This window comes from Bacillus sp. 11B20, assembly GCF_056098985.1.
Genome location: NZ_JBLZWZ010000009.1, coordinates 200,315 through 223,173, shown reverse-complemented (window position 1 = coordinate 223,173; position 22,859 = coordinate 200,315). Strand labels below are relative to the sequence as shown.

Annotated in this window: 23 protein-coding genes; 14 read left to right on the top strand and 9 right to left on the bottom strand. The window is 41.8% G+C overall.

Annotated elements, in window-relative coordinates; all coding sequences use genetic code 11:
• Positions 1-29: 29 nt before the first annotated feature.
• From ACN6NB_RS15320 to ACN6NB_RS15295, 6 genes are all read left to right on the top strand, one after another.
• Complete coding sequence (locus tag ACN6NB_RS15320) at positions 30-1,481, top strand: tagaturonate reductase (protein ID WP_059375030.1); 1,452 nt, start codon at positions 30-32, stop codon at positions 1,479-1,481.
• Positions 1,478-2,971 carry a UxaA family hydrolase gene (locus tag ACN6NB_RS15315; protein ID WP_474253421.1) on the top strand — a complete coding sequence of 498 codons (1,494 nt, stop codon included), beginning with the start codon at positions 1,478-1,480 and terminating at the stop codon, positions 2,969-2,971. The genes ACN6NB_RS15320 and ACN6NB_RS15315 overlap by 4 nt, the downstream gene beginning before the upstream one ends.
• A 20-nt stretch (positions 2,972-2,991) precedes the next feature.
• The gene (locus ACN6NB_RS15310) at positions 2,992-4,383 is read left to right on the top strand and encodes a glycoside hydrolase family 28 protein (protein WP_474253420.1); all 1,392 of its coding nucleotides are present in this window, start codon (positions 2,992-2,994) and stop codon (positions 4,381-4,383) included.
• Positions 4,384-4,555: 172 nt separating this feature from the next.
• Entirely contained in the window at positions 4,556-5,506 is a 951-nt protein-coding gene (locus ACN6NB_RS15305) for an ABC transporter substrate-binding protein (RefSeq protein ID WP_039181350.1), read from the top strand.
• Positions 5,472-6,530, top strand: a complete 1,059-nt coding sequence (locus ACN6NB_RS15300) for a FecCD family ABC transporter permease (RefSeq protein WP_064498054.1) — start codon at positions 5,472-5,474, stop codon at positions 6,528-6,530. Before ACN6NB_RS15305 ends, ACN6NB_RS15300 begins: the two co-directional genes overlap by 35 nt.
• Positions 6,527-7,813 carry a heme ABC transporter ATP-binding protein gene (locus ACN6NB_RS15295; RefSeq protein WP_144491505.1) on the top strand — a complete coding sequence of 429 codons (1,287 nt, stop codon included), beginning with the start codon at positions 6,527-6,529 and terminating at the stop codon, positions 7,811-7,813. Before ACN6NB_RS15300 ends, ACN6NB_RS15295 begins: the two co-directional genes overlap by 4 nt.
• Positions 7,814-7,965: 152 nt before the next feature.
• On the opposite strand, the gene ACN6NB_RS15290 is transcribed toward ACN6NB_RS15295, so the two are convergent.
• Positions 7,966-8,280, bottom strand: a complete 315-nt coding sequence (locus ACN6NB_RS15290) for a putative quinol monooxygenase (protein ID WP_039181343.1) — start codon at positions 8,278-8,280, stop codon at positions 7,966-7,968.
• 228 nt (positions 8,281-8,508) lie between these two features.
• On the opposite strand from ACN6NB_RS15290, the gene ACN6NB_RS15285 reads away from it, so the two are divergent.
• Positions 8,509-9,078, top strand: a complete 570-nt coding sequence (locus tag ACN6NB_RS15285) for a cob(I)yrinic acid a,c-diamide adenosyltransferase (protein ID WP_064498056.1) — start codon at positions 8,509-8,511, stop codon at positions 9,076-9,078.
• A gap of 90 nt (positions 9,079-9,168) precedes the next feature.
• On the opposite strand, the gene ACN6NB_RS15280 is transcribed toward ACN6NB_RS15285, so the two are convergent.
• The 4 genes from ACN6NB_RS15280 to ACN6NB_RS15265 form a co-directional block, all read right to left on the bottom strand.
• A complete protein-coding gene (locus ACN6NB_RS15280) occupies positions 9,169-10,218 on the bottom strand; it encodes an NAD(P)/FAD-dependent oxidoreductase (RefSeq protein WP_144491504.1) in 1,050 nt (349 codons plus the stop codon).
• Positions 10,219-10,300: 82 nt separating this feature from the next.
• Positions 10,301-11,287, bottom strand: coding sequence for an ABC transporter substrate-binding protein (locus tag ACN6NB_RS15275; protein ID WP_474253419.1), 987 nt, complete (start codon positions 11,285-11,287; stop codon positions 10,301-10,303).
• 41 nt (positions 11,288-11,328) lie between these two features.
• A complete protein-coding gene (locus tag ACN6NB_RS15270) occupies positions 11,329-12,633 on the bottom strand; it encodes an NtaA/DmoA family FMN-dependent monooxygenase (RefSeq protein WP_474253418.1) in 1,305 nt (434 codons plus the stop codon).
• A 275-nt stretch (positions 12,634-12,908) separates the two neighbouring features.
• Positions 12,909-13,703 carry an AraC family transcriptional regulator gene (locus ACN6NB_RS15265; RefSeq protein ID WP_039183310.1) on the bottom strand — a complete coding sequence of 265 codons (795 nt, stop codon included), beginning with the start codon at positions 13,701-13,703 and terminating at the stop codon, positions 12,909-12,911.
• Between the two features lie 225 nt (positions 13,704-13,928).
• Here ACN6NB_RS15265 and ACN6NB_RS15260 point away from each other — a divergent pair, with 225 nt between their 5' ends.
• The 6 genes from ACN6NB_RS15260 (at position 13,929) to liaR (ending at position 18,468) form a co-directional block, all read left to right on the top strand.
• Positions 13,929-14,321, top strand: a complete 393-nt coding sequence (locus ACN6NB_RS15260) for a hypothetical protein (RefSeq protein WP_039181331.1) — start codon at positions 13,929-13,931, stop codon at positions 14,319-14,321.
• A gap of 15 nt (positions 14,322-14,336) precedes the next feature.
• The gene (liaH, locus tag ACN6NB_RS15255) at positions 14,337-15,005 is read left to right on the top strand and encodes a stress responsive protein LiaH (RefSeq protein ID WP_058838141.1); all 669 of its coding nucleotides are present in this window, start codon (positions 14,337-14,339) and stop codon (positions 15,003-15,005) included.
• A gap of 104 nt (positions 15,006-15,109) precedes the next feature.
• Positions 15,110-15,979, top strand: a complete 870-nt coding sequence (liaG, locus tag ACN6NB_RS15250) for a LiaG family protein (RefSeq protein WP_099663706.1) — start codon at positions 15,110-15,112, stop codon at positions 15,977-15,979.
• Positions 15,980-16,010: 31 nt separating this feature from the next.
• Entirely contained in the window at positions 16,011-16,775 is a 765-nt protein-coding gene (gene liaF / locus ACN6NB_RS15245) for a cell wall-active antibiotics response protein LiaF (RefSeq protein WP_039183309.1), read from the top strand.
• Positions 16,772-17,836 (top strand): two-component system sensor histidine kinase LiaS, encoded by a 1,065-nt coding sequence (gene liaS, locus ACN6NB_RS15240; protein WP_474253417.1) that lies wholly within the window; start codon positions 16,772-16,774, stop codon positions 17,834-17,836. The genes liaF and liaS overlap by 4 nt, the downstream gene beginning before the upstream one ends.
• Complete coding sequence (gene liaR, locus ACN6NB_RS15235) at positions 17,833-18,468, top strand: two-component system response regulator LiaR (RefSeq protein WP_024426015.1); 636 nt, start codon at positions 17,833-17,835, stop codon at positions 18,466-18,468. The genes liaS and liaR overlap by 4 nt, the downstream gene beginning before the upstream one ends.
• A gap of 42 nt (positions 18,469-18,510) precedes the next feature.
• Here liaR and ACN6NB_RS15230 read toward each other — a convergent pair whose 3' ends face one another.
• The 4 genes from ACN6NB_RS15230 to ACN6NB_RS15215 are packed head-to-tail and all read right to left on the bottom strand — an operon-like array spanning position 18,511 to position 22,540.
• On the bottom strand, positions 18,511-18,879 hold the full coding sequence (locus ACN6NB_RS15230) for a hypothetical protein (protein ID WP_039181321.1): 369 nt from the start codon (positions 18,877-18,879) through the stop codon (positions 18,511-18,513).
• A 37-nt stretch (positions 18,880-18,916) separates the two neighbouring features.
• Positions 18,917-20,038 (bottom strand): Ger(x)C family spore germination protein, encoded by a 1,122-nt coding sequence (locus ACN6NB_RS15225; protein ID WP_474253416.1) that lies wholly within the window; start codon positions 20,036-20,038, stop codon positions 18,917-18,919.
• A complete protein-coding gene (locus ACN6NB_RS15220) occupies positions 20,035-21,129 on the bottom strand; it encodes a GerAB/ArcD/ProY family transporter (protein ID WP_427369169.1) in 1,095 nt (364 codons plus the stop codon). Before ACN6NB_RS15220 ends, ACN6NB_RS15225 begins: the two co-directional genes overlap by 4 nt.
• The gene (locus ACN6NB_RS15215) at positions 21,116-22,540 is read right to left on the bottom strand and encodes a spore germination protein (RefSeq protein WP_039181313.1); all 1,425 of its coding nucleotides are present in this window, start codon (positions 22,538-22,540) and stop codon (positions 21,116-21,118) included. The genes ACN6NB_RS15220 and ACN6NB_RS15215 overlap by 14 nt, the downstream gene beginning before the upstream one ends.
• A 112-nt stretch (positions 22,541-22,652) precedes the next feature.
• Between ACN6NB_RS15215 and ACN6NB_RS15210 the strand changes: the two genes are divergently transcribed.
• Positions 22,653-22,820 (top strand): YvzF family protein, encoded by a 168-nt coding sequence (locus ACN6NB_RS15210; RefSeq protein ID WP_003213147.1) that lies wholly within the window; start codon positions 22,653-22,655, stop codon positions 22,818-22,820.
• Positions 22,821-22,859: the final 39 nt, after the last annotated feature.

Genomic DNA, 22,859 nt, shown 5'->3' with positions numbered 1-22,859 from the left:
GTGCATATTACTTGGAGAGGGGAATCCATTTGAAACGATTATCAAAAGCCATTTACCCGGCACCTGAGTATCCGGAAACGATTTTGCAGATTGGTGAAGGAAATTTTATGCGAGGATTTATCAATTGGCACATCCAGAAGCTGAACGACTGCACAGATTTTAAAGGAAGAGCGGTTGTTGTCCCTCCTCGAAAAGGATCAGTGGCAGCCTTAAATGAACAAGATGGCTTGTACACATTATGTATTCAGGGATATCATGACCGGCAAGAAATGAATGAACGTATAATCATCCAATCGATTAGCAGAGGAATTAGTACGTATACGGATTACGAGGAGTTTTTACACGTAGCGGAAAACCCGGATCTCCGCTTTGTCTTCTCAAACACGACGGAGGCAGGACTTGTGCTCAAAAAGGAGGATCGTTTGGAGGATCGGCCACAAGCCAGTTTTCCAGGAAAGCTGACAGCGTTCTTGTATCACCGGTTTAAAGCTTTTGCTGGAGATGAGCGGAAAGGTCTGATCATTCTACCTTGTGAATTGGTTGAACAAAATGGTGATCGATTGAAGGAATATGTGATCAGTATGGCAGCTGAGTGGGAATTGTCGCCTGCGTTTATGACATGGATAAAAGAGGCCAACACGTTTTGTAATACGCTTGTGGACCGGATTGTCCCTGGATTCTCTAAGGAAGCGGCTGAAATCGTAGAAAAGGAAGAAGGGTATATTGACGAATTGCTTGTCACGGCAGAATATTATCATCTTTTTGTCATTGAAGCACCTGCCTTCGTACAAAAGGAGCTCCCCTTTCAAGAAGCAGGGTTAAATGTTCTTTTTGTAGAGGATATTTCGCCTTATCGTATGAGCAAGGTACGAATTTTAAATGGTGCACATACAGCGATGGTGCCGATTGCTTACTCATGCGGTATAGAAACTGTAAAAGAAGCTGTGGATGATGAGCATGTTGGTCCGTTCATCCGGCGTATGCTGGAGGAGGAAGTACTTCCAGGACTTGAACTTCCTCAAGATGAGCTTCTTCTTTATACACAATCCGTTTGGGATCGTTTTTGCAATCCATTTGTAAAGCATCAATTGCTGGATATTGCACTGAATGGGGTATCCAAATTCCGAACCCGTAATCTTCCGTCATTGCTTGATTATGTCGAGCAAAAGAAACAGCTGCCAATGAAACTTGTGTTTTCACTTAGCAGTCTCATTTATTTCTACAGAGCATATGCAGGAAGGGTAAAGGATGATGAAACTGTGCTCACGCTCATGAAGGACGCATGGGAAAACCGTTCCAATGAAACGGTTGCAGCGAGGATCCTTTCATACGAATCATTATGGGGCAGAGATTTAACGGATGTAAAAGGATTGAGTCAAGCTGTAGCTGATCAGCTTACCCTCATACAGAAGTACGGGATGAGAGCGGCTGTTCACCGAATGATGCGTCATCAATATGAAAATCAGGGGGAGAAGGCATGAAAGACTTTATTGTAATCCACCCTTCAGATAATGTCGGTATTGCTTTAAAAGGATTGGAACAAGGGGAAGAGCTGCAGCATCAAGGACATACGATTATCTTAAAAGAGACCGTTGGCAAAGGTCATAAGTTTGCATTGGCTGATATCAAGCAAAGAGAGAATATTATCAAATATGGCTATCCCATTGGTCATGCAGTGACTGCCATTTCTGCTGGAGAATGGGTGCATACGCATAATATTAAAACCAATCTATCTGGCAAGCTAGAATACGAATACCAGCCTTCATTATCAGAAAACCCCTATAAAAAAACGAATCTTACATTTAAAGGATATAAACGAAAAAATGGTGAAAGCGGAATCCGCAATGAGCTTTGGATTGTTCCCACCGTTGGATGCGTGAATGGCATCGCCGATCAAATGATCCAAATATTCACCGCTGAAATGGGTGGAAACATCCATCCTTTTGAAACAGCCCTCGTATTAAAGCACAATTATGGATGCTCACAGCTTGGGGACGATCATGAAAATACGAAAACCATTTTACAAAATGCGGTGAAGCACCCTAACGCTGGAGGAGTACTTGTTCTTGGACTTGGGTGTGAAAACAATGACATTGAGGATTTTCAGTCCACATTAGGTGAATATGACCGTACGAGAGTGAAATTTTTAAGAAGCCAAGAAGTAGGAGATGAGATTGAGACGGGAGTCGCTTTACTCAAGGAAATTTATGATGCGGCGAAAGAAGATCATCGTGAAGATATTCCGTTATCTGAGCTGAAAATTGGCTTGAAGTGTGGAGGATCAGATGGATTTTCCGGTATTACTGCAAATCCGCTTTTAGGCAGACTGTCCGATTTTATTGTCGCGCAAGGTGGAACGACGGTGCTGACAGAAGTGCCCGAAATGTTTGGTGCTGAAACGATTTTAATGGAGAGAGCAGCATCAGAAGCGACTTTCGACAATATTGTGCAAATGATCAATGACTTTAAACAATACTTCTTGGATCATCGACAGCCGGTATATGAAAATCCTTCCCCGGGAAATAAAGCTGGTGGAATTTCGACATTAGAGGATAAGTCTCTTGGCTGTACGCAAAAAGCAGGTACTTCTGATATTAAAGATGTATTGAAATATGGAGAGCTGCTAAAACAAAAGGGATTGAACTTATTAAGTGCACCTGGTAATGATTTGGTTGCTTCATCTGCTCTTGCTGCTTCCGGTTGTCAAATGGTGCTTTTTACAACAGGCAGGGGGACACCATTTGGTACGTTTGTGCCAACAATGAAGATATCGACCAACACAGCTTTATATGAAACAAAAAAGCACTGGATTGACTTTAATGCCGGAGAACTGCTTGAAGATGTACCGGAAGATGTCGTGTTAGAAAAATTCATTTCAACGGTTATTGATGTGGCGAGTGGGAAGCTGTTAAATCATGAAAAAAACAATTTTAGAGAGCTGGCTATTTTCAAAACAGGTGTCACACTTTAAGGCGACTGGGGGATGAGAAAGTGTCTAAAAAACGGGATTTGATGTATATCACAGCAGGAACGGTACTAACTGGAATCGGAATTGCTCGTTTAGCAAAGCAAGGGAAGAAAGATAAAAAAGCAAACGGGATCGATCAAGTGTTAAAGCAGATAATAGCGCCGCAGTTCCCTGATCGTGAATTGAATGTGGTTCATTATGGAGCAGATGCGGAAGGGAAAGAGTTATCTACAAATGCCATTCAGTCTGCCATCGATGATGCACATCGGTTGAAAGGAGGAAGGGTGCTGATCCCAAGAGGGACGTTTGTGACAGGTGCTTTAGAATTGAAAAGCAATGTAGAACTTCATCTGCATGAGAATGCCTATGTGACATTCAGTCAAGACCCAAAGGATTATCTGCCTCTCGTACTGACAAGATATGAAGGGGTTGAGCTTTATAATTATTCACCTCTCATTTATGCACACCATGCAGAAAATATCGCCATTACTGGAGCCGGAACGCTTGATGGCAGAGGGGATGAGCATCATTGGTGGCCTTGGAAGTATGGGACAAATGGCCAGCCCTCTCAGGATCGGGATCGTCAGCTTTTGTTTGAAATGGCGGAAAAGAGAATACCGGTAGAAGAAAGGGTGTTTGGAGAAGGCCATTATTTAAGATCGAGCTTTATTCAGCCATACCAATGTCAGCAAGTTCTAATCGAAGGAGTGACAGTGAAGGATTCACCAATGTGGCAAATTCATCCTGTATTAAGTAGTCACGTCATCGTCCGCGGCGTTAAAATCATTGGGCATGGACCAAACACAGATGGTGTCAATCCGGAGTCTTGCCGGAATGTGCTCATCGAAGATTGTTATTTTGATAACGGAGATGATTGTATTGCCATCAAATCGGGCAGAAACGAGGATGGACGGAGAATAGGGGTTCCATCTGAAAACATCGTCATTCGTAGAAATGAGATGCGGGATGGACACGGCGGTGTGACGATCGGGAGCGAGATTTCTGGCGGGGTAAAGTATGTTTATGCAGAAGATAACGTAATGGACAGTCCGAACCTTGATCGGGCACTGCGTATTAAAACCAACTCTGTCAGAGGCGGTACGATTGAACATATTTATTTTAAAAATAATACAGTTAAAAGTCTAAAGCATGAAGTGATCTGTATCGACATGATGTATGAGGAAGGAGATGCTGGTCCGCATCGTCCTGTTGTACGTCATATTGAAGTAGAAGGACTTAAAAGCAGCGGCGGACGATATGGTGTGAAAATAGCAGCATACGCACATTCTCCTGTTACTCATTTTAAAATGAAAGATTGTGTCATAGATGAAGTGGCGTATCCCTTATCTTTAGAGCATGCAGTTTCTCCTGATTTTCAGAAAGTCGTTATCAATGGAGAACCAATCAATCAATAGAAGAGTGAAAAACAGTCTTTTTAGAGGCTGTTTTTTTGTTTTATGAACAGAAAAGACGCTTTTAGAAATCACATATACAACCTATCTGCACTGTAGTATAATATTCCCGAAATTAGAAAAGAATTGACGAAAGAGATTTCGTTAAGCAGTACATAAACCAGGGGGTTCACTCATGAAAAAGTTAACAGCTATTTGGCTATCGTTATTGCTTGTGATGGGTGTTTTAGCAGGATGTGCAGGCGCTGAGACAGATCATAAAGCAACAGGGTCACAAAATAAAGAAACGGCCACTGCGGCATTTCCAGTATCGATTAAAGATGCAGCTGGAAAAACGGTCGAAATCAAAGAACAGCCTAAACGAATTGTTTCGTTAATTCCAAGTAATACAGAAGTTGCCTATGCACTCGGCCTTGGAGATAAAATGGTTGGACGATCAGACTTTGATAATTATCCAAAGGAAGTCGAAAAGGTAGAGAAGATTGGCGGACTTGAATTCAATGTCGAGAAGGTCATTTCATTAAAGCCAGATCTTGTGTTAGCACATGCATCTCAAATGGGATCAAAAGAAGGATTTAAACAGCTTGAAGATGCAGGGATAAAAGTTCTGACTGTAAATGATGCAACCTCCTTTAAGGATGTGTACAAATCAATCGATATGATCGGTGAAGCAGCTGGCGTGAAAGAAGCATCAACAAAACTTGTAGACGAGATGAAAACAAAATTGAATGACATCAAGAAACAAGCAGAGACGATTTCAAAAGACAAACAAAAAACTGTCTTTGTCGAAGTGTCAGGTGCGCCTGAAATCTATACAACTGGTAAAAATACATTTATGGATGAAATGCTTTCTGTTATCCATGCCAAAAATGCTGCTGGCGATCAAACTGGCTGGGTGCAAATGACAGAAGAATCGATCATCAAACGAAATCCTGATGTCATTGTGACAATTGATGGTTCCAGCTTAGCTGATTTGAAAAAAAGAGACGGCTGGAATGCAATGAAAGCAGTGAAAGAAAAACAAGTCTTTCAATTGAATACGGATCTCGCATCAAGACCGGGACCGCGATTGGTTGAAGGAGTCGAGGCTCTTGCGAAAAGCGTCTATCCTGACACGTTCAAATAAATTGATCATCGCATATACACTAAGTGCTTTACTTCTTGTGATGAGCATTGGAATGGGAATCTCCTTTGGAAGCTTAGGGATTCCCATTCCTTCTATTCTTCGTATATTTATTCATGAACTATTCGGAATACAGTTTGGAACCATTGATTCCATCGATCGCAATATTATGATGAACATTCGGCTGCCAAGAGTCATATTAGCGGCATTAGTCGGAGCAGCACTGGCGTTATCTGGTGCAGCTTTTCAAGGTTTATTAAAAAATCCTCTCGCTGACCCTTATACGCTGGGGGTATCTCAAGGGGCATCAGTTGGAGCCGTAGCGACTCTGTTTTTTAGCTTGCAGCTCCCGCTTGTTGGCAGTTTCACATTGCCATTATTCAGTATGACAACGGCGCTTGTGACCCTGTGTCTCGTTCTCTTTTTTGCGCGTCTTGTTCATCGGGGGATGAGCATTTCTTCTTTAATTTTAACAGGAGTGATTTTTAGCTCTTTTTTGGGTGCGCTCATTTCATTGATGATTGCTTTAACAGGTGATGATCTAAAAGAGATCATTCATTGGCTGCTTGGCAGTGTGTCCATGAGAGGCTGGCGTTATATTGCGCTTTTTCTTCCTTTCTTTCTTATTGGGACCTTTACGTTAATGTTGATGGGGCGAGATTTGAATGTCATGACATATGGCGAGGAGAAGGCAAAGCTATTAGGTGTCCATGTGAAAAGGAGCAAATATATTGTGCTGCTGGCGGGCTCGATTCTGACCGGAAGTGCAGTAGCGGTATCAGGGACGATCGGTTTTGTAGGACTTGTGATTCCGCATTTTATCCGCCTCTTAACTATCACGGATCATCGGCATCTGCTGCCTTTGTCTATGTTGAACGGTGCTTCCTTTCTCGTATTAGCAGATGTGTTATCCCGTACCATCATTGAGCCGACTGAATTACCGATTGGCATCATTACTGCGTTAATTGGTGCACCTGTATTTGGCATCATCCTCATTCGTCAATATAGAGGGGGGACGCACGTATGATTCAAGTGAAGGAAATCAGAGGTGGCTATGGAGAGAAAGAGATCATTCGTGGCATTAGCCTTGAAGTAAAGCAAGGAGAATTTCTCGGTATACTCGGCCCAAACGGGAGCGGGAAGACGACCCTGCTTAAAATGATGGCAGGAATTTTAGCCCCTGAGAGCGGTGAAGTGCGCCTCGGCAGTCACCTTGTTCAATCCTATCAGCCAAAGGCGCTTGCGCAAAAGATGGCAGTTCTGCCGCAGAAAACGGATCAAGTTTTTTCATTTACGGTGGAAGAAACCGTCCAATTCGGCCGTTATCCATATCAAAAAGGGTGGCTGCAATCTGCCACGCAAGAAGATGTGCAGGTAGTCAGAAAAGTAATGGAACAAACGGGTGTTGCACAGTTTAAGGATCAACCCATCCATGAGTTAAGTGGCGGTGAACAGCAGCGTGTGTATTTGGCACAGGCATTGGCGCAGCAGCCTGAATATTTATTGCTGGATGAACCAACCAGCTTCCTTGACTTAGCCTATCAAAAAGATTTGCTTGATTTAATTAAAGAAGAAACGACTTCCTCTAGGTTAACGGTCATTGGCGTATTCCATGATGTGAACATTGCTAGTTTATATTGTGATCGGCTGCTGCTGCTTCATGAAGGAAAGACTGACATGTTAGGACTGCCGCATCACGTTTTGACCACCGAACGAATCAACCGTGTGTATGAAACAAATGTGACACCGCTCCAGCATCCAATTAGGGCAAACCCTCAGCTGGTGGTTGAACCTTCCGCCCCTTCTAAAACATCAATTGTAAACATAGCGGATGGCTGGAGGACATATGGCTCAGAAGGAATGACATTTTCCATTAATCAGCCTCTTCGCATCCTTACCTCACATAAGGAAAACGGCGGGTTCTTTTGGAAAAGGTCGATTGGAACGGGAACGAAGACGCTTCATCATCAGTTAGAGCCAACTGAAGATATGCTGTTTTTCGAGCAAGCTAAAGGATTAGCGAAATACGCTGCAGAAGACGCCGAAGACGATATGATCCTTTACAGCATGCTTCAGCAGGAAAAGTTGAACATTTGGCTTATCCTGAAACGATCTTTATCAGACGGCGCAGCTGTTCAGCTCATAGGTCAGCTTATGCACATCATAAAGCAAGAAACAAGCATTCCAATCCATCATCTTTGTATTGCTGCACCCAATACGCAGGAAACGGAAGATGTTGACCTTCTACACGATAGATTAGGACAAAAGGTGTATGGGCTTCTTCATAAGTTGAAAGTCATTCAAAAGTGAACGTACAGTTATATTTAGGTTAGTTGAGTAAAACAGTTGATATTGTAATGACTACACATATCTAAAATGTGTAGTCATTACAATTGTTCTTAAGAAAAAAAAGCTGCCACAATGACAACCAGTTCTAATTTTATATCTAAGACGGTTGAATTCTAATTAGATGAAATGCCCTTTCCGCCTTGTGTTATTAAAGTATTGATTCTATCAATACCAGTAATAATTGGTTTCGCACGACTTATTAATGTTTGGGTAGCTTCATGACCTAGAGATGCTTGATGGGCATCTTCGTTTGCCCACACTTCATAAACATAAACAGAATTTGGTTCATTCTCGGAAATATTCACAAGATATATTTCACATTCATCCAAATTCTTCATTGATTCTGCTGCTTCTAACAGAATATCAACCATTTTTTCTTTTTCGCCTTCTTGTACCATAAACTTGTTAAATAAACTAAATTTACTCATACCATACTCCTTCATTTTGTCTTAATCACATTTTAGACACTATAAACTATATCTTCAATCATTATTTTATAAGGAAATAAAAGGGGTGGTTGGCCTTCATAATGGACAAATGGTTCACTTTTCTGTTTCATTAATGACATTCATTCACCATGTTTTAGTAAAACAACTACATCCTATTTAGTTCGGGTTATACTAAAAGGACAAAGCAGTAGAAAAGGGGGAATACCGTTGAAACTTTATACGAAAACCGGGGATCAGGGACAAACAGGCTTGATCGGAGGAAGAGCCGATAAAGATGACGTGAGAGTTGAAGCTTACGGCACATTAGATGAGGCGAATAGCTTCATTGGACTTGCGCATGCAAATTTACGGCAGCATGGCGAATTGTTTCAGGACCTTTTGTCAGAGCTGATCGTTATACAGCATGAGCTGTTTGACTGCGGCGGTGATTTGGCAGCAGTGAAACCACCTAAAGAGGGCAAATTAACAGAAGCCTCTGTGGCAGTCCTTGAGGAAAGAATGGATGTCTATGTAGAAGAAGCTGCGCCGCTCACCAAGTTTATTTTACCGGGCGGTCAGGAAGGTGCTGCTCTTTTACATGTGGCGCGGACAGTCGTTAGAAGAGCAGAGCGGCATATTGTGACGCTTGCGAAACAGGAGGAGATTCCAACCGTTGCGCTCACATATGTAAACCGTCTATCCGATTATTTATTTGCTGCTGCCCGAATCGTGAATCATCGGCTTGGTGAAGCTGATGTTGAATATGAACGAAGTGCCGACGTGTTTCGTTCTAAATAAGGAAAGCACTCTTCGAATGAGAAGAGTGCTAAACGTCTTCGTTCTGTAAGCACAGAAGGGATTCCAAGTCTTGCTTGTGCAATGAACACTTTATTTCGTATACAAATGCTTCATCAGCTCTTTGTTTTTTTGAATAAATATGTCATTGTGCGAAGAAACCATTCCACGAGCGCTTGCATCAGGCATTACGTATTGCTTCGCTTGGTTTACTGCATTCGCAGCATCCTGGAAAGCACCAGCAATCAAATGTAATTTTCCTTCATGATGCAAAATATCACCTGCTGCATAAATGCCCCGGACCGACGTCTCACTCAGTGGAGTTCCTGCAATCCAGTAATCCTTCTGCTCTAGTTTAATGGTACTATTCGCAAGTAATTCTTTGTCTCGTTCGTATCCATGATTGATAATGACTTCATCTATAGCTAGCTTAAATAAAGTATCGTCCTGATTATTTTTGAGAACAACCGTTTCAATCCGCTCATGATCGTCTGCTGCGATGAGCTTTTCAATCGAGGTATGAAGCAGACATTCGACAGAGCTGTTATTAAGTCTTGATATTTCGGATTCATGACCTTTTAAAGCATCTTTCCGGTAGGTTAAATACACTTGCTTGGCAATCGGCTCCAGCTCATTTGCCCAGTCAATGGCTGAATTACCACCTCCTGAGATCAACACGGTTTTATCTTTAAAACGTGCAAGGGATTTGACCGTATAATGCAAATTTTGAACCTCAAATCGTTCTGCCCCCTCAATATCCAATTTAATCGGCTTGAGGATACCTCCTCCAACAGCTAAAATGACGGTTTTGGAGTAATGTTTTTGATTGGACGCGGTGTGGAGAACAAATTGACCTGTTTCGTCTTGAGAAATAGTGGTCACCTTTTCTCCGAGTACGACCTTTGGATCAAAGGTCAGTCCTTGAGTAACAATTTGTTCAATCAGCTGCGAGCCTGGAACTGGCGTTAATCCTCCTATATCCCAGATCATCTTTTCTGGATAAACATGAACCTTTCCTCCAAGGAAAGGCTGGAATTCAATCAGTTTCGTTTTCATTTCACGCAATCCACTATAAAAGGCGGAAAACAATCCAGCAGGTCCGCCGCCAATAATGGTTACATCATAAACTTCCATATCCTGCATCGTACAATTCTCCCCACTTCTTTTGCTTCATTTATTTTTAAAAATGACCATAGTCATGATTTCATAGCTGATTCATGCAGTCTCATTTATTTTCTAATTGCTGCTGCAAGGCTTCTAAAAACTGGATGCGGCTATAAGCAGGTCCTCCTTCAAGGAGTGGATGTACCACATTGATATAAACCTGATCCTTTTTAAAGGCCGTCATATTTCGAATAACAGGATTCTTTTTCATGTCATCAAATGCCTGGCTTGCCTCTTGATTTTCATCCGTAGAAAATTGTACAAATAGATAATCCGGATTCATTTCTCCTAGCTGCTCGACAGAGATTGCTTCTTGTGTCTTTGCCAAACTAATCGGCTGAGGAACGGCGAGACCCAATTCGTTATACAAGACAGGATTGAAATACACATCTTCTGGATATACGAAGGCTTGTGCTCCCCGAATGCGAATGATGGCTACTTTTTTATCCTTGAGCTTTTCCTTTAACGAAGCTTTTGCGTCTTTGACATCTGTTTTGTATTGAGTGAGGATTTTCTCTGCTTTCGTTTGTTTTCCTGTTAATTCGGCCATTAGCTCTAAATTATTCTCCCAATTTGTCGCGATATGGGAGATTGGAATGGTCGGCGCAATTTTCTCTAACTTGTTCAGTACGACTTGTTGAAATTTAGAGGAGCCTAAAATAACATCAGGCTTCAAACTTAATATTTTCTCAAAATTTGGCTGCTGTTTTTCACCGATTGATTCGGAATCGCTTGTGATTGAAGCAAATATTTTCGGAAACTTTCCTCCTACTGATATTGCCCCTGCCGGATGAACATCAAGTACAACGGCATCTTCCATCGCTTCCATTGCCCCAGTAATGACGATTTTTTCGGCTTTTTTCGGGATGGTATACTTTTTCCCAAGATACTCTATTGTTTTCGTAGCAGCATCACCTGAATTTTCAATTCCGGCATTTTTGCTTCCGGAGGCTGTAGTTGATTGCTTAGGCTTGTCTCCTCCGCCGCATGCCGCCATGATCAGCATCAATAAGGAAATGAAGCCGATGATCATTAATTTCTTATTCATCTTTTCAAAACTCCTCTCAAACTGTCTATTGTAGTCGTGCTTTATTTCATCCCCAGATGCTCACGTAAGGTGGATCCTATATATTCACTTCTAAATAAGCCATGTTGGACGAGTAAGGGGACCAATTCGTCAAAAAATAATTCTAGTGATTGTACTGAGCCCGGAAGAGCAATGAAACCGTCTAAAGCGCCTGCTTCAAACCATCTGGTTATTTCTCTCTGTGCATCCTCAGCTGTTCCCACGATGACCCAGTGTGCCGATCCAATGACCTCTGGTCTGGAGAGTAGTTCTCTTACGGTAGGCTGCGTTTGTACAATCAACCTGCGCAGCAAATCAGCATGAGTCTGACTGCGTACCTGCTCATCCAATCCTTGCAGCATATCTGCAGGAACGGGTTGATCTAAGGGAAGGTGACGAATATCGAGACCTAGAATCGATTGTATCGCTGCATAACCTTGTGCAGTGCTTAAATGGGAATGAGCCTCTCGATACATTTCATGCGCCTCATCACGTGTTTTTCCTATAAAAAAGTACAAGCCAGGCAGCACACGGATCTCATCCGGCTGGCGGCCATGCTTGCATGCTCTTCTCCTCATGTCTTTCCGTAATTCAATGCCTGAGGCCATATCAGGGGTTGCTGCAAACATCGCATCTGCATTTGAAGCGGCAAAATCCCGCCCCGTTTCCGAAGCACCTGCTTGAAACAAAGGAATAGTTCCTGACGGATGAGCCGGCACATTAAGCGGCCCCTTAATTTGAAAGAAATGACCCTCATGTTGAATAGAAGAAATTCTCTCCTTGTCAGCAAACTGTCCTGTCGTTCGATTGATGAGCAGGGCCTCATTTGGATAGCTCTCCCAAAGCTTGCGTACAACATCGGTAAATTCCATCGCCTTCTTATATCGTTCTTCTGATGATGGCATAGGTGAATGGCTAAAATTATCGGCCCCGTCGATAGAAGTGACAATATTCCACCCGGCACGCCCATTGCTGATCGAGTGCAAGGACTGGAGCTGTCTCGCCACTACATAGGGAGGATTGAACGTAGTCGAGGCGGTTGAAACAAGTCCGATTCGATCCGTCTCATGAGCAATCGAAGCAAGCAAAACCGTTGGATCAAGACCGCCAAAGCCAGGGGAGTGATTCAATGACTCTATGTGGAGTGTCAGTGCATCCGGCTTAAAAAGAAAGTCAAGCTTGGCCATCTCTGCTCTCTTTGCAAGCTCAACGTAAAAGTTGGTTGAAAATAAGTGTTCTACCATGCTGCTCGGATGCTGCCAGCTTTTTCCCTTCAACCAGGTCGCTGACAAGGACAATCCGATACAAAGCTGCCTTTTTTTGTTCACATCATCTGCCTCCCAGTCGTTGCTGATTATTAGTCAGTAATAATCGATATTGATAATCATTATCATTGAATAGTATAGCAAGGACCTCGTGAAATGCGAATACACAAATAGCGAATATCATATGCATTATTATCTAATCTGGACTTACAGAAGAGCGATGATCTTGATCGACTTCAATTTATGAGGCAGTTAGGCTGGTTATTTCATAGAGAGCTGTGGAATTCCTTTAAGGAATGAGGCTGGCGTCTATCGTTTTGAGAAGAAATACGACAGATTTATTTAGCGATATATGCGCTAGGCGGCACTCCGAATTTCTTTTTAAATAGTCTGCTAAAATATAGCGGATTGGGATAGCCGACAGTCATAGCAACGTCACGAATCGAAATATTGCCTGCCTTTAGTATTTCAAGCGCTCTTTCCATACGATACTGGATGACATAGTCAATTGGGTGAAGTCCGGTATATTTATGGAAAAAGTATGAGAAGCTTTTAGGATTCATATCGAACAGTTCAGCGAGATCCTGAAGTGTTAATGGAATCATATATTGTCCTCTAATATAAGCGATGGCTTCCTCAATGACCCTTTCATGAGGAGAGCTCTCTTCCTGCTTACAGCCCATTAGTATTTGATATAGGATGCGTAAAAATAATTCTTTGACTCGAAGTTTCCCCATTCCGCCAGGTGTATGGACATTCTGATGGAGCATGGTGAGTAATTCAATGATTCTCGGATTTGCTCCCGTTTCCAGCTTGAAAACAGTGTCACAGTCAGATTCTTTATCACAATTCAAATGATAGAAAAGTGAATGGTACTCGTATTCTGATTGACTGATCACCTGCAGGGCAAGCTGGCATCCTGGTGTTACATGGATGACGGACCCTGGCTGCAAATCGTAGCTCTTTCCATTAACATTCAGCCTAGCTTCCCCGCGAATACTGAAAAGAAAGCAAGCACTTTCTGTCTTAAACTCCCTTAATGTACTATGGGGCTGGATGACTAAACGATAGATTTCTTTTATGTGAAAAGGATGACTAGCAAATAGATCAGCTAGTTGATCTCTATTTATCAATATACGACACCTGCCTCTTACTTGATTTAGATACAACTTATTCTGTGATTCTACCATACGTTTAACAACACTCTTCTTTTCGAAGAGTGCTTTTTGTTTGATTCAACCGTTCAGTCTGAGCATTGTTACGACTCTAGTCGCAATCAAAGATCAATCTGTAACACGTTTTGCCGGCTTTCTTTTTTGACTATAGTTAAAGCAAGGAGCAAGAAAGGAGGCATGAAGATGAAAATAACAAGTAAAACCATTATCGGTTCAATTTTATTGTTTGTCGGTTTATCCATCTTCTTTGGTGGTTCATTAGGTGGACTGATTCCGGTTTTGATTGGGGCATGGCTCATCTATGTAGGTGTTAAAAAATATGAAAAAGGCAGTAAAACCTCAGGGATCATTCTAGCAGTCATTGGTGTACTGATCGTCGTGCAATTCCTGCCGTTTTTACTCGGCATCGCATTTGCAGGGGTACTTCTTTATTTTGGCTGGTCGATGATTAATGGTGAATCTACCAAAAAATCATCAAGCAGAGCCTATATGGAGCCAAACACGGCACCCAATACGGAAGAACCGATTCACACGTCATTTGATCAAGAATGGGAAGACTTTTTAAAGAAAAAATAAAAGGAGGAACATCAAATGGTATTAAGAAGAGTAAGAGATATGTTTGTTGCAACTGTCAATGAAGGGTTAGATAAATTGGAGAATCCGCGTGTCATGCTGAATCAATACGTTCGTGATATGGAGGATGATGTTGCGAAAGCGAAACATGCCATCATCAAACAGCAAACGATTCAGCAAGGCTTCCTGCGAAAAGCAGAAGAGACGGAAGCATTTGCTGAAAAGCGAAAGAAACAGGCAGAGATGGCATATCATGCGGGAGAAGAGGAGCTTGCACGAAAAGCGCTCACAGAAATGAAGTATTTTGAAGAAAAGCACAACGAATATCAGGAAGCGTACCAGCAGTCTGTGAAACAATTGAAAGAGCTGAAAGAGCAATTACAGCACTTAGAAACGAAGCTGCGTGATATAAAAGACAAGAAACAGGCACTGATTGCAAGAGCCAATGCCGCACAGGCAAAGCAGCATATGAATGATTCCATCAATAAAGTAGACAGTGAAAGTGCATATAAAGAATTTCTTCGAATGGAGAACCGTATTGAAGAAATGGAAACAAAAGCAGGCAGCTATGCACAATTTGCGGATCAAGGGGCATATGCTCATTTAGACTATGCCGATGAGGTTGAAAAAGAATGGCAGAAACTGAAGCTTGAGAAAAAGCCTGAACAGCAGCAAGCAAACGTATAGAGATCACATCGGAAGAAAAGCAGGCTTTTTCTTCCGATATTTGATTTCTTTCTGTTTCGCTTTTCCTTATAATGAAAAGGTCAGAAGATAAAGGGATGGTATGAATGAAGCGATTAATCGGTCTAATTTGTATACTTGTAGGTATCTTTTTAATGATTGGCATGCTTTTCAAAAATGAAGGTCTCTTTCATTTAAGTTTTTCCCGTGAAAAACCAGTGACAACAGCTTCAGCAAAAACAGAGGAGATTGATCAATTAGATATTTCTCTTTCTGGGTTTCGCGTGAAGGTAAAACCTGAAAATCGTTCCGATATTTCCGTGACTGCTGTCAATGGAAAAGGGAAAATGTATGCGGAGCAAACAGGTGGTACCTTCAAAATTCGTGCTGAAAATAAAAGCTTCTTGTTTTTCACTCAATTTGAAAAAGGAGAGCTTTTAGTTAAAATTCCAACAGATTATCATAAAAATGTGAAGATTACAGGTGGAAGTGGCGTCAGTGAGATTGACGGAGGAGGAAAGCTGTCCCTTCAAGATGTGATACTCAAATCAACGAGTGGAAACCTCACAGCCGAGAATTTTTCAGCAAAAAATGTAGAAATCAAAGCAACCTCTGGCAGGATGGCAGTGTCGCATATCGATGCGAAGGATAGTGATATTGGGGCAACTTCAGGGCGTGCCGATATTAATGATGTCAAAGGCAAACTGCAATTGGGCATGACAAGCGGCCGAATGACGGCAAGTTTTGATACAATTGAGTCACCTGTCTCCTTTCAGATGACATCAGGGAGCGCGAAATTTAATTTGCCAGACGACGGAGATTTCAACGTTCAGGTGAAAAAAACAAGTGGAAGCGTCGATCACTCGTATGACTTTGATCAAGTGGATAATGAAGGTCGAGGCTTTACAGGTACGCAGGGAAAAGGGACACATTTAGTCGATATTGAAATGACAAGTGGTAACCTCAAGCTGCGGTAATGAATGAAAGAAAAGGAAGGAGGCGAGTCAACTGCGTTTTACAAGGAATCAAATATTAGGCATCATTGTTGTGATTTTTGGTATTAATTTATTTCTCAAAATTATTGGGATCGGAGCAGATCTGTTTTGGCCTGTGTTTTTTGCGCTGGCGGGTTATTGGCTGCACTCACGATCCAAACGTTGGCTCGGTTCAGTTTCCTATATTTTTGCCGGCTTTCTCTTCTTAAAATTTCTGCTCAATATTACATTTAGTTTAACAGGGTACTTATTTGCGGCCTTTTTGATTTATGCCGGCTATCGCTTATTGAAAAATAAACCTGTTTTTGATGTCGATAAAAAGGAAACATCAGACGATGGGAAGCCTTCACTGAAAGTCAATCTTGAAAAAGAGGGCGATCAGAAGAAAACAAAAAGCCAGACAAAGCCGCGCAAAGAGCATGACTTTTTTATCGGTGAAGTCAGGCTGATGAAAAAGCCGTTTCAATTAAGTGATTTGACGATTTCAGGTTTTATTGGCGATGTTAAAATCGATTTATCAAAGGCGATCATTGCAGAAGAAGAGAGCACAATCGTGATTAGCGGACTGATCGGCGATGTGGATATTTACGTACCGCAGGATATTGAAGTATGTGTGAGTGCTTCCGCCGCGATTGGTGATATGAAAATCATAGATGAAAAAAGAAGCGGCTTCGGCAGTAAAGTGTATGTGATGACCAACGATTATGATGAGAGCAAACGAAAAGTGAAAATCTCCATCTCTCTACTGATCGGAGATGTGGATGTGAGATACTTATGAGGAAATTGCATTTAGGTATCCAGTGGCAATCTGTTCGTCTTGGAGTCGGCGTCTCGCTCGGTGTTGTAACGATGACGACACTGCTGATGTTTTTTTATTATCAGCTTGATCCAATGATCCTGCTTTCTACCCGCTGGTTTGGCATACCGTTTTTTTGTATTTTACTCATCGTTAGTCTTGCGATTGGGGTTTCTGCCGCGAGTGTATTTGGCTATCAGCATAAGAAGAGGCTCGACCAGCTTGTAGAGTCGATTTTGAAGTTCGAAAATGGAAACTTTGCATACAGACTGCCGTCGCTTGGCGATGATGAAATTGGCTTAGCCGCCGATCAATTAAACGAAATGGCGAAGCGGGTGGAAGGGCAAGTAGCCTCTTTGCAAAAGCTTTCGAATGAACGGGCTGAATGGCAGGTTCAAATGAAGAAATCGGTTGTCTCAGAAGAGCGTCAGCGGCTGGCACGAGAGCTCCATGATGCGGTCAGCCAGCAGTTATTTGCGATTTCGATGATGACCTCAGCTATTCTTGAAGGCATGAAGGAAAAGGACGAAAAGATTTTAAAACAAATGCAGCTTGTCGAACGAATGTCTGGCGATGCACAAAATGAGATGCGTGCTCTTCTGCTTCATTTGAGACCGATCACTCTAGAAGGAAAAGACCTGAAAAAAGGCTTAATTGAGCTGCTAAATGAATTTCAAGCAAAGCAGCCGATTGATATTGATTGGGAAATCGAAGATGATGTTCCGTTATCTAAAGGAGTAGAGGACCACCTCTTCCGAATTGTGCAAGAAGCACTGTCGAATGTGTTTAGGCATGCAAAGGCGACAAAAGTGACAGTGCGTCTGCTCATAAGAAACCGGCAAGTGCAGCTAAAGATTATTGATAATGGTATTGGCTTTCAAACAGACCATGTGAAGACGGCCTCCTACGGACTGGAATCGATTCGAGAAAGAACAAGTGAGGTAGGCGGTGTCGCGGAGATTATGTCATTTGAGGGAAAAGGCACACAAATTGATGTGAAGGTTCCCATTTTTGATGAAGGAAAAGGAGAGAACGTTCGATGATTCGAGTGCTTTTAATCGACGATCACGAAATGGTGAGAATGGGGCTTGCGGCCTTTTTAGAGGCGCAGGCTGATATTGAAGTCATTGGTGAAGCGTCAGATGGACAAAAAGGTGTAGAGCTAGCCGTTGAATTAAGGCCAGATGTGATTTTAATGGATCTCGTCATGGAAGGGATGGATGGCATAGAAGCAACGAAAAGAATTTGTCAGGAAATTGAAGATGCCAAGATCATTGTTCTGACGAGCTTTATTGACGATGATAAAGTCTATCCTGTGATTGAAGCGGGTGCTTTAAGCTATTTATTAAAAACATCCAAGGCAGGAGAAATTGCGGATGCCATCAGATCTGCAAGCATCGGCGAACCAAGACTTGAATCGAAAGTGGCAGGAAAGGTCATGAATAAACTCCGTCATTCATCAAATGGGTCTATCCTTCACGATTCATTAACAGCAAGAGAAATGGAGATCTTGAAGCTGATTGCTGATGGGAAATCGAATAAGGTCATTGCCGAGGAATTATTTATTACAATTAAAACGGTGAAGACCCATATTACCAACATTCTTTCCAAACTTGATGTGGAAGATCGAACGCAAGCGGCTGTGTATGCCCACCGCCATAAGCTGATTCAATAAAAAAACAGCTTTCAAGTGAAAGCTGCTAGAACATGCGTAAAATTAGTCCTTCTGTCCTGTGATCGGACGTTCGGATAGTTGATGGAGCTCAGGAACTGGAAAAGCCTCCTGCTCCTTGGCCGATTTTTCTTCCAGGGTTTTCTTCATTTCGGATAAAAGCTTTACGCTCTCCTTTGCTGCTGCCGCTTTTTTTTCCTGCAAATCAATGATCTGTGAAAGTCCGACGAATAATCCGCCTCCCAACAGAAGGAGCGCAGGGGTTTGTCCATAATAAACCACGATCAAAAATGTGCTTGAAAAGCTGTCGGCTTCAATGAAGAAATCTTCTTTTGATTGCATAAATACAACGATTAACAGAAGTATCCCTAGAATCAAAAATAGAATGCCGGCCGAAAGTAAAGCTCGTTTCATGATTGACACCCTTTTTTTCTTACCATTTTAACATACTCTATAAAGATTGTGTTGCGCCCTTAGTCCCGAAGTCACGGATTTTCACATTTGCCTTGTAACGAATGTCCGATTCACTAAAAATCTCATCCCAATGCTTCGCTTCTTTTCGAAAGTCCTTCGGATATGCAATACTCGCTTTTTGAGAAAACCCGCAAATGTCTGCTTTGATCTCATGCTGTAATTCCCCAATGAAATCTTTTACAGTTTTCTTTAATTGACGCTCCACTGCACCCTCAATCTCTTGAAGATACTTCTCATTAAATGCATTCTCACGCTCATTCCAATCCTCAGATAATCTTCCATCAAGCTCTACTGATACATCAAATTGATATCTTCCGCTAGCTGTTTTCTTCGTTTCAATGTTGTGTTTCAGTTTAAATATTTCATAAGAATAGATGCTGTGGTCATATTCAAATTCAATGACTCCACCTTTTCCTTCCCCTGTCAATAGGTTGTATGACTGCACGGCTAACGGAGAGATGTCGGTGAGAAATCGTTTGTTTTTAATAATAGAGGCACCGTCGAGTATTAATTTCCCTTGATCCACACTGACTTTCGGAACAGCAAAAGATACGTTGTTTTGCATAGCAGTAGAAATATCACCTAATGAAACAGGCTTTAACATACGGATGGTCGATTTTGTATTCCCCGAAATATCATATAATGTAGAAGAAGCAGGCTGCCCATCATCATTGATTTTCAGCAAGTCTCCAGGCTTTTCAGCGGTCATAAAGACAAGGCTTCCTCTCCGCGTTTCATTGTCGCGAATAAATTGATTGATGACGAGGTCGAAATTATTTTCATTGATAAGCTCCTCAGAAAATAAATACACCCTCAGCTGCTGGGCGAAAATCCGATGGCTTTTGAGAGTCGTTGTTCGAAATATTTGATGTACGGAATCACCGTTAGTTTCAATAATCTTTGTTGGGTCTTTTACGCTGGATTCTTGTTCAATTTTTTGAGGAACAAGGACTTGCATAGATATTTTCAGCTTATGACCGTTATCTCCTTTATCTAAGCCATAACCAATCGCCATGTTGAGCTCCTCAATATTGGTACTATCCCAGCATCCACTTAATAGAACAAGGGCGAGTAATGCAAAGACCTTCTTCTTTTTCATGCTGCTTTCCGCCTCCTTTTCAAAAACACGATGATAAATAAGAGAAACGGGAGGATACCGAATAAAAGGAAAAATAAATGGTTTACATAGGTTAAATAATTGCGCACTGTATCAACATCCTTTGGGAAAATGGCGGCAAAGTAGATGACAATTCCCATCAGCGCGAGCACGATCTTTTTGGGGAATTTTGTGAGTTTTGATAACCCCATTGCAGCAAAAAACGTATATCCTACAAAGCTCGTATAAAGTTGAACAAGCCAAACGATGAGCAAAAAGGATTCGATTCGCTCAATAAAGATTCCTTGTATATCAAACGATTGAAATAAGGCAATCGTCGGCCAAGTCAAAGTCGCTGTTTCTTTCACCGTGAACGCACCAACGACAAGAATATAAGTGAAAATATAGATGATCGCAGGAATCAAAAAGCCGACTGCGCCATAAGCAAAGGTGTGTTTTTGCGTTTTCATATAGACAGGCATAAACAATATCATTTCAATGCCGACAAACGAAATGGCTGATGCGTTAAGGGATTTGAAGACAGGAGAGAATCCCTCTCCTAAAACAGGCCGGAGGTTATCTAACTTAAATTCTTGAACACTGAGTCCGTATGCAACAAATAAGATAATCAAGGTGACAATGAGGAAAAAGGGGCACAGTCTGGCAAAATCACCAATCCCGCCGACTACAAGATAAAGGCCAACCAAAATAAAGCTGATCATTGTCACCGCTACAGGTGTGTTTTGAAGCAAAAAAAACTTCACCATTTCCGACATCGCCCGTACTTCATAGCTGGCAACGCCAAGAAAATAAATAATAATCAATATGTTAGCAAGAGCGCCACCCCACTTTCCAAGACCCTCATTTGTATAATCATAGTAAGAGGAGAAGGGGACTTTTTTCATCATAAGGACATTCGCAAAAATAAATACAATGTAAATGGCACTCATGAGCAAGAGCGCAATCCAGCCGTCAGGTGTAGCTGCAGCTTGAGCCATTGCTCTTGGCAGAATCATCATACTTGCACCTAATGTTGTATTGGCAATTATGGCACTTGCCTGATAGCTGGTGATCGACTCTTTATGATTGACCATATCGTTCTCCTTTCTTTTGATTTTTCAAAGGCAATCGAATGATGGAATTGTCTTCATTTTTATAGCTGAACACAAAATCTGGTGAAAAATAAGGCGTACCAAAACTTTTTTGCCGTGTTAAATGAGTAAGGAGAACGAGCATGAACAGCACAATCCCATATAAACCCAAAGTAGCTGCCGTAAACATAGACACAAAGCGGAGCACGCGGAACGACATGCCCATCCCGTATTGAGGAACAGTAAAGGACGCAAGGGCAATCACACTGACGATAATCACCATGATTGAGCTCACAATATGAGCCTGAACGGCCGCCTGTCCGATGACAACTCCACCTACAAGTCCAATCGTTTGACCGAGCGGATTTGGCAGCCTTAAACCCGCTTCCCGCAGCAGCTCAATCGTTATTTCCATAATGAGTGCCTCCACAATAGGAGGAAATGGGACATTTTCTCTTGTACTTGAGATCGAAATAGCCAGTGTTGTTGGTAACAGTCCTTGATGGAAGGACACAAGCGCAATATAAATGGCTGATAAAAATAATGTCAGAAAGATAGAGGTAAACCGCAGCATCCGAATGAGAGAGGCGGCGATCCACCTTTCATAATAATCATCAGGTGATTGCATAATCGTCGCGAGAGAAGCAGGTACAATTAACACAAAAGGAGAATGATCAACAAAAATGGCGACACGTCCATTATTTAAAGCAGACGCCACTTTATCCGGTCGTTCTGTGTTTTGGATTTGCGGAAAAGGAGAGTACACATTGTCTTCAATCAGTTCCTCAAGAACCCCAGAGTCTTGTATATCATCAATGGTGACTTGCTTGAGTCGTTTTTTCACTTCTTTTAAAACAGACGATTGAGCCATGCCATCTATGTACATGATGGTCACTTGGGTGTACTTCTTTTGACCAATCTTCATGTCGACGGTTTTAAGATCGGGGTTTTTCAAGCGCTGTCTTACAAGAGCTAAGTTCGTATCTAAATCTTCAATAAAGCCAATTTTCGGTCCTCTCACAACTGTTTCAGAGGTAGCATCCCCTATACTGCGTTTCTTCGTTCCATGCGTTTCTAAAATGTACGCATGCTGAAAACCGTTAATCAGTACCACACAATGCCCATCAAAAATCGCAGCGACCAATTCCTCAGAAGTCTTCACCGAACGGGTGGTCATCATCGATAAATTGGATTCCAGCTTCTCTTTTGTGAGAGACGTATGATCTTGGAGAAGCAGCTTTAAAAAGGTTTGAATCTCCATCGTTTCGTTCATTTCTTTTATGTATAAATAGTAAACAACCTGTCCGTGAGGCAGCGTTTTTTTCTCATGAACCAAGTCGTCCATTTCTTTTAATTGTGGAAGGATGACGGAGAGGTTATCGTATAAGTGCTCTTTTAATGGAGTTTGATTCATTCGGATCACCCGCCTCAAATCTTTTTCTTAGCATTACCTGCTTGAAAAAACAATATTCTGTGTTACATTATTTTGTGGTAAAAGAAAGAATGAGGGTTTTGGAGGAAACAAGATGGCACAGATTCGTTTAGCAGGAACAAAAGAGGAGATCGACCGTATTCTACAGTCGTTTGACAAGCATTATGAGGTGACTTATACATCAAAGGACTACGGAAAAACGAACCCAAAATACAAATATTCGAAGGATGTTCGCGTTTATATTGAACTAAAATTAAAATAAAGATAAAATTTTAATTGAAAACGCTTAAAGGATTTTCGT